The sequence below is a fragment of the Falsiroseomonas sp. genome (assembly GCF_030695085.1).
Lineage (GTDB): Bacteria > Pseudomonadota > Alphaproteobacteria > Acetobacterales > Acetobacteraceae > Falsiroseomonas.
Genome location: NZ_JAUYTS010000047.1, coordinates 63,307 through 75,231, shown reverse-complemented (window position 1 = coordinate 75,231; position 11,925 = coordinate 63,307). Strand labels below are relative to the sequence as shown.

Here is an 11,925-nt window from a genome sequence, read left to right as displayed (position 1 = left end):
TATTGTCCCACGCCTTCTGCCCCGCCTCGGCGGACAGCGGCAGGTGCGGCGGGCGAATGTTGCGCCAGGCGCTGTCACCGGTGGCGCGGGCAATGATCTCGCGCAGGCCGGGGATCAGCGGGGAGGCGGTGGCGGCCTTGCGGGTCGCGTTCAGCACCGCCTGCGCGGCATCGGCTTCCGGCCCGGTGCGGTGCTTGTAGACCAGTGCGCCGAAGCGGGCGTTGACGTTGCCGGCGGCGGTGATGCAGCCCGCGCCGCCCTCGGCCAGGATCTTCTGCACGTATTCATCGGACCCCGAATAAACCTCGAAGCCGTCGCTCGCAAAATTGTCGATCATCGCCTTCATGTTGGCGTAGTCGCCCGAGCTGTCCTTCACGCCCTTGATCTGACCCGGAAAGGCCTTCAGCAGCCGGCCGATCAGGTCGAGGCTGAAGGGCACCGCGGATTGCTGTGGGAAATGATACAGGTAGATGGCGATGCCGCCGCCGACGCGGTTCACCACTTCGGAGAAATACGCGAACAGCCCGTCATCGGAGGGGTTCTTGTAGTAGAAGGGCGGCAGCACCAGCACGCCGCGGCAGCCCTGCGCCTTCGCATGCTTCGTCAGCTCGACCGTATCGGCGAGCGACGCGCAGCCGGTACCCGGCATCAGCTTCGTGGCCGGCACGCCGCGCGCGATGATGCCCTCCAGGATTTCCTTGCGCTCCGTGAAGCCGAAGCTGTTCGCCTCACCCGTGGTGCCGAGGATGCCGAGGCCGTTGCAGCCATTCGCCAGCAGCCAGTTGCAATGCGCGGCGTAGCGATCCAGGTCCGGCGTGTAATCCGCCGTCATGGCCGTCAGGGCCGCCGCGTTGATACCGCCGAAAAGCGCGTCTTTCATGGCTTAAAATCCTTCCCGTAGGTGATCTTCAGGCCCGCCTCCGGCGGGGTATCGGCCGTGCCGCCGCGGGCCAGCGGCCCGGCCAGTCCACGGCATTCTCCTCCAGCGCGCCGGCATCCCGTTCCGCAACGCTGCGGCCGCGGACGGAGACGCCGGCGCTGTGCACCGTCTCCGGGTCGCCGGAGACCAGCGGATGCCACCAGGGCAGGTCGCGCCCCTCGGCCAGCAGGCGATAGGCACAGGTCGGTGGCAGCCAGTCGATTCCGGCGACCTTGGCCGGAGTCAGCTTGACGCAATCCGGCACCCGCGCCTTGCGGTTCGCATAGTCCTTGCACTGGCAGCTGTGCCCATCCAGCAGCCGGCAGGCGACGCTGGTCCAGACCAGTTCCTCGGTCTCCGCATCCCGCAGCTTGTGCAGGCAGCAGCGGCCGCAGCCATCGCACAGGCTTTCCCATTCCGGCCGCGTCATCGCGCCGAGCGTCTTGGTCCGCCAAAAAGGTTCGGGGCCTGCCATGGCTGGCACGCTACCCCCTGCGGCAGCGGCTGGAAACGCCGCCTTCCGCATATCAGCCCTCGGCTGTGTCGCGGAAATAGGGCTCGACCGTGCCCTTCAGCTTCAGCGTCAGCGGCTGCCCCTTGCGGTCCACCGCCTTGCCGACCGAAACCCGCACCCAGCCTTCGCTGACGCAATATTCCTCGACATTGGTCTTCTCGGTGCCGTTGAAGCGGATGCCGATGCCGCGGGCCAGCAGCGCCTCCTGGTAGTGGGGGCTGCGCGGGTCGACGGACAGGCGGTCGGGCAGGGTCTCGGGTGCGTCTTCGCTCATGCGGGGGTGGTAGTCTCCGCGGGCCGCGATGCCAAGGGTTCCTGCAACCGGCGCAGCGCCGCCAGGAAGCGCGCGGCGGCCCGTTCCGGTGGCCAGGGCTGCCAGGGCGTGCCGCCATGTTCGGCCACCAGCGGGTCCTCCTCCATCACCGCGGCGCGAATGCCGAGCGTGGCGCGCACCTCGGCGCGCGACCAGCCGGCGACATGCACAGCCTCCGCCGCCGCCATCGCCACATCCAGCTTCTTGTGCAGCTTCTTCTCCGCCGGGTCCCAGGGCGGCAGGGCATAGCGCTGCGCCACGACGGCCTGGAGCCTGTCCTGCAAGGCCAGGAAACCCGGGCCGAGGAAGGGCTTCAGCGGCGAGATGCAGTCGAAATTGGTCAGCCCCTCCTCCGCATCATGCAGCAATTCGCGCAACGCGCCCGCCCGCCCGGGTGCCGGGCTGGCCCGCAGCCGCAGCGCCAGCACCGCCAGCGAATGTTGCGCCACGGAAAGCGGCGCGCCCGGCCAGATGGAGTGCCCACCCCAGCGAAAAGTCCGCGCCAGGCCGGTGGCCAAATCCTCATCCGTCCAGTCGAACGGTGTCGGCGCCAGCAGGTCGAGCCTGCGGCCGGAGGGCAGGCGGACCCAGGCGCGCGCGTCGTTCAAGGTGCCGTCAGGTCGAAATCGGCGGTCACGGCGAGGTCCTCGCTGAACCAGGACCGCACCGCGGCCTGCCGCTGGCCGCAATATTCGGGGCGCCCTTCCGCATCCAGCCGCATCGTCAGGTCATGCCCCGGCACCAGCAGCGTGCCCGCCACCGCCCGCCACAGCGACCAGATCCCCGCCATGGAGGACTGGGAGGCCGGGGCATCCATCGTCATGTCGGCCGCCATGGACAGCATCTCCGCCCGGTTCTTCGCCGCATCGCCGCTGAAGATCACCGGCGGGTCATTGGCCGACAGATAATACACCAGGCAGCCCGGGGTGTGGCCCGGTGCCGCGATGGCATGCACCCCCGGCAGCGGCTCATCCCCCGCCGCAATCCGCCGCGTCCGCGGGCTGGTCGCCAGCTCCCGCACATGCAGCTCCGGCAGTGCGTTGAAATCCCAGGGTTCGGCCTCGGCCCAGGCCATCTCCTCGGCACCGATCCAGACGGTGGCGTTCGGAAACAGCGGCGCATTCACGCTGTGGTCCCAATGGGCATGGGTCAGCAGGATATCCGTCACCTCCTCCCGCGTCACACCGCGCGCCGCGAGTTGCCTGGCCAGTTCGGGCCGCACGCCGAAGGACCCCACATCCACCAGCGCGGTCCTTCCCTCGCCGCGCAGCAGGGCGATGGTGCTCCAGCCCAGCGCGCCATGGCAGACGGATTTGCCCGGATAGCCCTGTACCAGCACGTCCAGCGTATACATCAGCTATTCCTCGATCATCCCTACCACAGTAGCGGGGTTGCGGAGCGCGCCAAGCCGGCCGATTCTGGGGGGACATGAAGTTCCTGCACGCCGCCGATATCCACCTGGACAGCCCCATGGCCGGCCTGCAGGCGCGCGCCGACCTGCCGCCGGAGCTGCTGCGCCACTGCACCCGCCGCGCCTTCGCCAGCATGGTCGACCTGGCGATCGCGGAGGATGTCGCCTTCGTCATCATCGCCGGCGACCTGTATGACGGCGACTGGAAGGATTTCTCCACCGGCCTGTTCGTCGCGGAACAGATGAAGCGGCTGGCGCGCCCCTGCTTCCTGCTGCGCGGCAACCATGATGCGCGCTCCGTCATCACCAAAGACCTGGCGCTGCCGGCCAATGTCTTCGAATTCTCCACCCGGACCTGCCAGACGCATGAACTGGGCGAGCTTGGCATCGCCATCCACGGCCATTCCTTCCCGAACCGCGCCGTGCCGGAGGATCTCTCCGGTGGGTATGCCGAACCACGCCGCGGCTGGCTGAACATCGGCGTGCTGCACACCTCCGGCAACGATCCGGGCGAGCATGAGACCTATGCCCCCTGCGACCCCGGCCTGTTGCGGCTGAAGGGCTACGACTACTGGGCGCTAGGCCATATCCACCAGCGCCAGGTGCTGGGCGAGCATCCCTGGATCGTCTTCCCCGGCAACATCCAGGGCCGCCACATCCGGGAGACCGGCGCCAAGGGCTGCAGCCTGGTGACGGTGGAGGATGGCCGCATCGCCGCCGTGGAACACCGCACCGTGGATAATCTGCGCTGGGCGCTGCTGGAGGTGGAGGCGGCGGAGGACGCACCCCTGGCCCGCCGAATCGCCGATGCGGTCGGCACCGCGCTGGCCGCCGCCGAGGATCGCCCGCTGCTGGCCCGCCTGGTGCTGACCGGGGAGGCAACGCCCGGCCTCGCCACCGATGCCGAGCGCCTGGCCGCCGAATGCCGCAACGCCGCGATCGAGGCCGGCGGCACCCTGTTCATGGAGGCCGTGCGCCTGCGCACCCGCCCGCGCCGAAGCCTGGAAGCCGGCGCGCTGGACCCGCTGCGTGCAGCCTTCGAGGCCGGCCTGGCCGACCCCACCCGCGTCGCGGCCCTGCTGGTCGAAATGGCCGCCCTGCGCGCCAAGGTCCCCGCCCCGGCGCGCGATGCGCTCGACCTGCCGCAGGATGCCGAAGGCCTGGCGCGCATGGGCGAGGAAGCCTGGGCGCTGGCGGCGGCTGCCATCACCGCGGAACAGCCGGCGTGACACCAACCCGCGAATGGCACGACCTGCACCCGCCAGTGGCGGGTGAGCGGCCGAACGGCCGCCGCCACCTCTGCGGCGAGCCCAGCGGCCGGAGGCCGCGCCCGGCGCTTGAGGGCTTGCAAAAAATGCCGACGAGTCGCCGAAGGCGGCCGTCGGCATGAGGCTGCTGCGGCTGGACCTGCTGCGCTACGGGCACCTGACCGATACGCGGCTGGATTTCCCGGAAGCGGCGCCGCTGGTGGTGGTGCTCGGCCCGAACGAGGCCGGCAAGTCCACCACCCTGTCCGCCATCGGCGATGCGCTGTTCGGCTTCCCGGCGCGCAGCCCCTACGCTTTCCTGCACGAGACCAGCGCGCTGCGCCTGGGCTTCGAGGTGCTGGGCCGCGACGGCAGCTGTACCGCCTTCATGCGCCGCAAGGGCAACAAGAACACGCTGCTCGATGCCGCGGAGAACCCGGTGCCGGAGGCGTCGCTGCTGCGGCTGCTCGGCGGCGCGAGCAGGGCTCTGTTCGAGACCACCTACGGCCTGAACGGCGCGACGCTGCGCGACGGCGCGCTGTCCCTGCTCGCCAGCGGTGGCGAGGCGGGCGAGAGCCTGCTGGCCGGCATGGGCCTGCCGCATCTGCGCCGCGCGCTGGACCGGCTGGATGCGGAGGCCAAGGCCCTGCACGGCGATGGCCGCGGCCGCCGCGCCCTTTCCGCCGCTGCCGAATCCTGGGCCGAGCAGCGCCGCGCCGCCGAGGACGCCGCGATCCGCCCGCGTGACTGGCTGGAGACCAAGGCGGCCTACGACGCGCTCTGCACCGAGATCGAGGACGCCACCGCGCAGGGCGACAAGCTGGCCGCGGAGGCCGCCCGGCTGCACCGCGCCCGCCGTATCCTGCCCTTGCTGGCCAGCCTCGACGCGCTGCGCTCGGACGCCGAGGCGGTGGCCGACGCGCCTGCCCTGCCCGCCGATGCCAGCGCGACGCTGCGCCAGCTTCTGGAAGACCAGCGCCTGGCCGCCGAGGATCACCGGCGCGAAACGGCGGAGGCGGGGGCGCTGGAGGTCGAAAGCGCTGCCCTGCAGCAGGACCCGGCGATTCTGGAAGTGCAGGACCAGCTCGACCTGCTGGCCGCCCGCCAGAGCGGCGCGCTGGAAGCCGCGCGGGACCTGCCCGGCGTGCAGCGCAAGGTGGAGGACTTCCGCGCCGAGGTGGAGGAAGCCGCCGCCCTGCTCGGCAGCTCCGCCACGCCGGAGGAACTGCGCGAGGCGCTGCCCCGTGCGGCGGATCGCCAGGCTGCCCAGGCGCTGATCCGCCGCCACACGGAACTCGCCACCGCCCAGCGCAGCGCCGAGGCGACGCTGGCCGAGGCGCGGCGCCAGCGGGATGCGCTGGCCGCCCGCCTCGCCGGCAGCACCGCGCCACCCGCCACCGCCCCGCTGCGCCGCGCCATCGATGCCGCGCGTGGCGAAGGGCAGCTGGATCGCGAACTGGCGGCGGCGGAGCGTGCGCTGGCGGAGGCCACGCGGCAGGTGGCCACGGCGCTTTCCGCCCTGCCGCTCTGGTCCGGCGACGCCACCGCGCTGGCTGCCCTGCCGCTGCCCCTGCCCCCGGCGACCGAGGCCGCCGCGAAGCATCTGGCCGAGGCCGCCGCTGCGGCCGCATCGGAACGCGCGGCTGAAGTGGCGCTGGCCGCCGAGATCGGGGCGCTGGAGGAGGCGGTGCAGAACCTGGCTCGCGGCGAGACGGTGCCGACGCCAGCGCTCATCGCCGCCGAGCGCGCGCGCCGTGACGCGGCCTGGGCGATTCTGCGCGACCATCTCGCATCCGGCAACACCGCCGATCCGGCCCTTCCCGACATCTTCGAGGCCCTGCGCGACCAGGCCGACCGCCTGGCCGATGCCCGCGCCGATGATGCCGCCCGCGTCAGCGACTACACGACCAAATCCGCCCGCCTCGACCTGCTCCACACCCGCGGGCCGCAGGCCCGCGCGGCCTGCCAGCGGGCCGATGCGGCCGTGGCGGAGGCCGAGGCCGCCTGGCAGGCGCTGTGGCAACCAGCCGGCCTCGTCGCCCAGGATGCCGCCACCATGGCCGAGTGGCGCCGCAGCCGCGCCGAGGTGCTGCGCCTGGCGGAACAGCAATCCGCCGCCCAGCGGAAGCGGGATGAGCTTGCGGCCCGCCGCGGCGCCGCGTTGGCGGCCCTGCACGCCGTGCTGCCAGGCCCCGAGACCCTGCTGGCCCCGCTGCTCGACCGCGCCCAGGATGCGCTCGCCGAGGCGGAGGACGCACAGCAGCAGCACCGCGACCTGACGCGTCGCGCCGCCGAGGCCGCGGAACAGGTGGAAGCCGCGCGCCACGCCGAGGCGCGCACCGCCGCGGCACTGGCCGATTTCGTCCCGCAGTGGCGCGCCGCGACCGAAGCGCTGCGCCTGCCGGCGGAGGCCTCGGCCGAGGCGGTGGAGCGCGCCCTCGGCGCCTGGACCCGGGTGGCGGAGGCCGCGAAGGCCTGGCGCAGCGATGCGGCGCGCGTCGCCGACATGACCCAGGCCATCGAGGCCTTCGGGCAGGAAACCCGGCAGGTGCTGGATCGCCTCGGCATCCCGCCCGGCGAGGATTCGGCGCCCGCCTCGGTCGCCCGGCTCACACGGCGCCTCGCCACTGCGCGGGAGGCGGCGAAGGAGTCCGCCGCGCTCGCGAAACGCCTGCAGAACCGCCGCCAGGCCGCCGCCGCCGCCGCCGCGCGTCTCACCGAGGCCGAGCACCGCCTCGCCGCCCTCCGGCAAGCCGCCGGCGCCGCGGACCTGCCGGCGCTGGAGGAGGCGATTCGCCGCGCCGCCGCCCGTTCCGAACTCCGCACCGCGATCGCGCAGGCGGAGGCCGCGCTGCGCGCCCAGGGCGATGGTCATGACGAGGCCACCCTGCGCGCCGAGGCCGAAGGCACCGACCCGGACCAGGCCACCGCCCGGCTGCACCGCATCGCGGCCGAACAGGCGGCGCTGCTGGAACGCCAGGGCACATTGGGCGCCCGGCGCCAGGATGCGGAGGCAAGGCTGGCCGCCATGCAGCGTGGCCAGGATGCCGCGGCCCATGCGCAGCAGGCCCGCCACCACCTGGCGGAGGCCAGCGCGGCCGCGGAACGCTACGCAAGGCTGCACCTCGCCCGGACCCTGCTGCAATCCGGCATCGAGCGCATCCGCCAGGAACGCCAGGGGCCGCTGCTGCGCCAGGCCAGCGCGCATTTCGCCCTGCTGACCGAAGGCCGCTACACCCGCCTCGCGACCGATGAGGATGAGGCCGGCCGCACCCTGCTGCGCGCCGTGCGCGACAGCGGCACCGAATGCCCGGTCGATGCGCTGAGCGAAGGCACGCGGGACCAGCTTTTCCTGGCGCTGCGCGTCGCCGCCGTCGAAGCCCAGGCCGCTTCCGCCGAACCGCTGCCCTTCATCGCCGACGACCTGCTGGCCACCTTCGACGATGCCCGCGCCAGCGCCGCGCTCGCCCTGCTGACCCGCCTCGGCGCCACCACCCAGGCCATATTGTTCACCCACCACGCGCATCTGGCGGAACTCGCCGCGCGACAGGGCGCGGTGGTGCGGGAGATGCCCGGCTTCCAAGCCCCCGACTTCCAAGTACAGGCCCGTACGGCGTAAGCTCCGCCAAACGGAGGAATACGAGAATGGACGCCACCACGCTGCCGCCGGTGCTCCGCCTGGCCCCTGATGATGGTGTGCTGATCGCGCGCATCGCCCTGCCCCCCGGCACCACCGTGGCGCCCGGCATCACGGTCGGCACAAAGCGCATCCCGCCCGGCCACAAGGTGGCGATCCGCCCGCACGCCGCAGGCGAGGAGATCCGCCGCTACGGCCAGATCATCGGCTTCGCGACGGAGACCATCGCGCCGGGTGACTGGGTGCACACCCACAACTGCGCCATGGGCGATTTCAGCAAGGACTACGCTTATAGCCGGGAGGTGAAGGCCACCGCCTATGCCAATACGCCCGCCAGCTTCATGGGCTTCCGGCGGCCGGATGGCCGGGCGGCGACGCGCAACTACATCGGCATCATCACCTCGGTGAACTGCTCCGCCCATGTCGCGGACCTCGTCGCCGATGCCTTCAAGCGCAATCCCTTCACCGGCACCGACCCGCTGGCCGATTTCCCCAATGTGGATGGCGTGGTGGCGCTGACCCACAAGACCGGCTGCGGCATGACCGAAGGTGAGCCGCTGCGGCTGCTGCGCCGGACCCTGGCGGGCTATGCGCGCCACGCCAATTTCAGCCACGTCATCGCCATCGGCCTGGGCTGCGAGGTGAACCAGCTCGGTGGGCTGCTGGAGGAACAACGCCTGGCCGGGCGCCTTCGCAGCATGGACATCCAGGAGATGGGCGGCACGCGGAAGACCGTGGAAGCCGGCATCGCCTTCGTCCGCGAAGTCCTGGCGGAGGCCAATGCCGCCCGGCGCGAGCCGATTCCGGCCAGCGAGCTGGTGGTCGCCCTGCAATGCGGCGGATCGGACGGCTATTCCGGCATCACCGCCAACCCGGCGCTCGGCTACGCTTCCGATCTGGTCGTCCGCCACGGCGGCACCGTGATCCTGTCCGAAACCCCCGAGACCTATGGCGCCGAACACCTGCTGACCCGCCGCGCCGTGTCCCGCGAAGTGGGCGAGAAGCTGGTCGATTTGATGCGGTGGTGGGAGGATTACACGGCGAAGGAGGGGGCGGAGATGAACGCCAATCCCTCGCCCGGCAACAAGGCCGGCGGGCTGACGACGATTCTCGAAAAGTCGCTCGGCGCCATGGCCAAGGCGGGCACCACCAATCTGGTCGAGGTCTATCGCTACGCCGAACCGGTAACGGCCAAGGGCTTCGTCTTCATGGACACCCCCGGCTACGATCCCGTCGCCGCCACCGGCCAGGTCGCCGGCGGCGCCAACCTGGTCTGCTTCACCACCGGCCGCGGCAGCGTGTTCGGCGCGAAGCCCGCCCCCTCCATCAAGCTCGCCACCAATACGCTGATGTATGAGCGCATGTCGGAGGACATGGATGTGAATTGCGGCACCATCGTCACCGGCGAGGAGACCATCGAGCAGGCCGGCCAGCGGATCTTCGAGCTGATGCTGCGGGTCGCCAGCGGCGAGCGGACGAAAAGCGAGAGCTACGATTTCGGCGGCAGCGAATTCGCCCCCTGGGTGATCGGCGCGACGATGTAAGGGGAAGCGTCGCCTCCATCCCCCTGGAGGCCCGGTGCCGCGCCCGGCTTCAGGCGCTCAGCCGACCGGACCGCGGTCCAGGCGGCTGAGCGTTTCATTCACCCCGCGATAGGTCGCCTCGATCCCCGTCACACCTCGCGCCGCCAGGCGGGCGGCATGCATCGCGTGATAGGCCTCGGCCGCCTCACGCGTCGCGAACAGATAGACGCCGCCGGCGCGGCCTTCCGCCGGCTCCTCCGTCCAGATCTTCCAAAGCAGGCCTGGCTGGCCGGCGATGTCTTCCGCCAACGGCTTCAGCGCCTCGGTGCGGTCGGGACCGAAGGCGCTGTTCGGAAAATCGAAGATCAGGACCGTGGCGGTCATGCGGCCCGGGCCTCAGGGGACAGGGGGGGCGGCCGGGGCGTTCAGGTCCAGGAACTTCAGCGGCCGCCAGCCGGAGACGTTGTTCGCCTCGAAGCTCAGCTTCCAGGACCGGCCATTGGTGCTGTCCACCAGAACCACGAACATGCCGGTGCCCACTGGGCAGGCGACAACCTGGAACCGGCCCGTGTCACTCGTCTCAGACATGAACAACTCTCCCGCTCATTCAACTCAGGCGTAAGCTACCGTGCGCTGCACCTGTTCGCCCAGTCCCTGAATCGACAAGCGGATCGTTTGGCCCGGCTTCAGGAACACCGGCGGCTTCTGGCCGAGGCCGACACCCGGCGGCGTGCCGGTGGAAATCACGTCGCCCGGATGCAGCGTGATGAAGTGGGAGACGTAGGACACCAGGTGTCGCACGCCGAAGATCATGGTGCGGGTCGATCCGTCCTGCATCCGCGCGCCGTCGATATCCAGCGTCATCGACAGGTCCTGCGGGTCCGCCACCTCATCCTTGGTGACCAGCCAGGGACCGAGCGGGCCGAAGGTGTCGCAGCCCTTGCCCTTGTCCCAGGTGCCGCCGCGCTCGATCTGCCATTCGCGCTCGGAAACGTCGTTGCACACGGCGTAGCCCGCCACATGCTCCATCGCCGTTTCCTCCGGCACGCATTTCGCGGTGCTGCCGATGATGATGGCGAGCTCGACCTCCCAATCGGTCTTTACCGAGTCCTTCGGGATCATCACGTCGTCATTCGGCCCGCAGACGGCGCCGAGCGACTTCAGGAAGACGATCGGCTCCTTCGGGATGGCCGCGCCGGTTTCCGCCGCATGGTCGGCGTAGTTCAGGCCGATGCAGACGAAGTTCTTCATGCCGGTGACGCAGGGCCCGAGCCGCGGCGTGCCGGTGACGGCCGGCAGGCTGGCGGGGTCCAGCGCCGCGATCTGCGCCAGCCCGGCGGCCGAAAGCGCGACCCCCGAGAGGTCCGGGATCACGCCCGAGAGGTCACGGATGGTGCCGGAGCTGTCCAGCAGGCCGGGTTTTTCCTGGCCCGCAGGGCCGTAGCGGAGGAGTTTCATGCGTGTGCCTATACCCGTGTTGGGGGTGTCGCGAAACTGGCGGGGAGCCCCGCCGCCTTTGGCGCATTTTCCGAGTCGCCAGGCAAAGCGGCCTGGCTTGAAAATGCTCTACAGGGTCCAGCCGCCATCGATGACGATGGCCTGGCCGGTGACAAAGGCGCTTTCATCGCTGGCGAGATAGACCGCGAGCGCCGCCATCTCCTCCGCCGTCGCCAGCCGGCCCATCGCCTGGCGCGCCACGAAGGCGGCACGCGCCGCTTCCTCGCTGCCCGCGGCGGCGGCATTGGCGCTGATCCGTTCCCCGAGGCTCGGCGTATCCACGGTGCCCGGGCAGATCGCGTTGCAGCGGATGCCCTGCGTCACGTATTCCGTGGCCACCGATTTGGTCAGGCCGATCACCGCGGCCTTGGTGGTGCCGTACAGAAAGCGGTTCGGCGCGCCTTTGATCGAGGAGCAGGCCGAGGACATGTTCACGATGGTGCCGCGTTTGCGCTCCAGCATCCCCGGCAGCACCGCCTGCACCATCTTCCACATCGACCGCACATTCAGCGCGAAGCCGAAATCCCATTCGGCATCGGTCGCGGTCAGCACCGTGTTCTGGTGCACGAAGCCGGCGCAGTTGAACAGGATGTCGATCTGCCCCGCCTCCCGCACCGCGGACTCGATCGCCGCCTGGTCCAGTACGTCGAGGCCGCGCGTGGTCAGGCCCGGCGCCGCCAGGTCAGACAGCTTCGAAACATCCTTGTCGGTGGCGATCACCTCCGCGCCCTCGGCTGCGAAGGCCAGCGCCGTCGCGCGGCCAATGCCCTGCGCCGCCGCCGTCACCAGGCAACGCTTCCCCGCCAAACGTCCTGCCATCATGTTTGCTCCAGAGCGGACCGATTCAGACCTCCGGGCCCTGCG

Annotated in this window: 12 protein-coding genes; 3 read left to right on the top strand and 9 right to left on the bottom strand. The window is 70.9% G+C overall.

Annotation, left to right across the window (positions count from 1 at the left end):
- From Q8S40_RS05655 to Q8S40_RS05635, 5 genes are all read right to left on the bottom strand, one after another.
- The coding region (locus tag Q8S40_RS05655; protein WP_305669611.1) for a dihydrodipicolinate synthase family protein at positions 1-880 on the bottom strand (880 nt) is incomplete at its 3' end.
- Between the two features lie 28 nt (positions 881-908).
- A complete protein-coding gene (locus Q8S40_RS05650; RefSeq protein WP_304809118.1) occupies positions 909-1,394 on the bottom strand; it encodes a YcgN family cysteine cluster protein in 486 nt (161 codons plus the stop codon).
- A 52-nt stretch (positions 1,395-1,446) separates the two neighbouring features.
- The gene (locus Q8S40_RS05645; protein ID WP_304809120.1) at positions 1,447-1,707 is read right to left on the bottom strand and encodes a DUF3297 family protein; all 261 of its coding nucleotides are present in this window, start codon (positions 1,705-1,707) and stop codon (positions 1,447-1,449) included.
- The gene (locus tag Q8S40_RS05640; protein ID WP_305669610.1) at positions 1,704-2,354 is read right to left on the bottom strand and encodes a phosphohydrolase; all 651 of its coding nucleotides are present in this window, start codon (positions 2,352-2,354) and stop codon (positions 1,704-1,706) included. Before Q8S40_RS05640 ends, Q8S40_RS05645 begins: the two co-directional genes overlap by 4 nt.
- Positions 2,351-3,100 carry an MBL fold metallo-hydrolase gene (locus Q8S40_RS05635; RefSeq protein ID WP_305669609.1) on the bottom strand — a complete coding sequence of 250 codons (750 nt, stop codon included), beginning with the start codon at positions 3,098-3,100 and terminating at the stop codon, positions 2,351-2,353. Before Q8S40_RS05635 ends, Q8S40_RS05640 begins: the two co-directional genes overlap by 4 nt.
- Before the next feature lie 74 nt (positions 3,101-3,174).
- On the opposite strand from Q8S40_RS05635, the gene Q8S40_RS05630 reads away from it, so the two are divergent.
- From Q8S40_RS05630 to Q8S40_RS05620, 3 genes are all read left to right on the top strand, one after another.
- Positions 3,175-4,386: a DNA repair exonuclease gene (locus Q8S40_RS05630; RefSeq protein ID WP_305669608.1), complete on the top strand. Its 1,212-nt coding sequence runs from the start codon at positions 3,175-3,177 to the stop codon at positions 4,384-4,386.
- Between the two features lie 157 nt (positions 4,387-4,543).
- Entirely contained in the window at positions 4,544-8,023 is a 3,480-nt protein-coding gene (locus Q8S40_RS05625; RefSeq protein WP_305669607.1) for a YhaN family protein, read from the top strand.
- 26 nt (positions 8,024-8,049) lie between these two features.
- On the top strand, positions 8,050-9,585 hold the full coding sequence (locus tag Q8S40_RS05620; protein ID WP_304809130.1) for a UxaA family hydrolase: 1,536 nt from the start codon (positions 8,050-8,052) through the stop codon (positions 9,583-9,585).
- 57 nt (positions 9,586-9,642) lie between these two features.
- Here the strand turns inward: Q8S40_RS05620 and Q8S40_RS05615 are convergent, their stop codons facing one another.
- From Q8S40_RS05615 to Q8S40_RS05600, 4 genes are all read right to left on the bottom strand, one after another.
- Positions 9,643-9,948 (bottom strand): YdhR family protein, encoded by a 306-nt coding sequence (locus Q8S40_RS05615; RefSeq protein ID WP_304809132.1) that lies wholly within the window; start codon positions 9,946-9,948, stop codon positions 9,643-9,645.
- A gap of 12 nt (positions 9,949-9,960) precedes the next feature.
- Positions 9,961-10,152, bottom strand: a complete 192-nt coding sequence (locus Q8S40_RS05610; RefSeq protein WP_304809135.1) for a hypothetical protein — start codon at positions 10,150-10,152, stop codon at positions 9,961-9,963.
- Between the two features lie 24 nt (positions 10,153-10,176).
- A complete protein-coding gene (locus Q8S40_RS05605; RefSeq protein WP_304809136.1) occupies positions 10,177-11,022 on the bottom strand; it encodes a fumarylacetoacetate hydrolase family protein in 846 nt (281 codons plus the stop codon).
- Between the two features lie 108 nt (positions 11,023-11,130).
- Complete coding sequence (locus Q8S40_RS05600; RefSeq protein ID WP_304809139.1) at positions 11,131-11,880, bottom strand: SDR family oxidoreductase; 750 nt, start codon at positions 11,878-11,880, stop codon at positions 11,131-11,133.
- Positions 11,881-11,925: the final 45 nt, after the last annotated feature.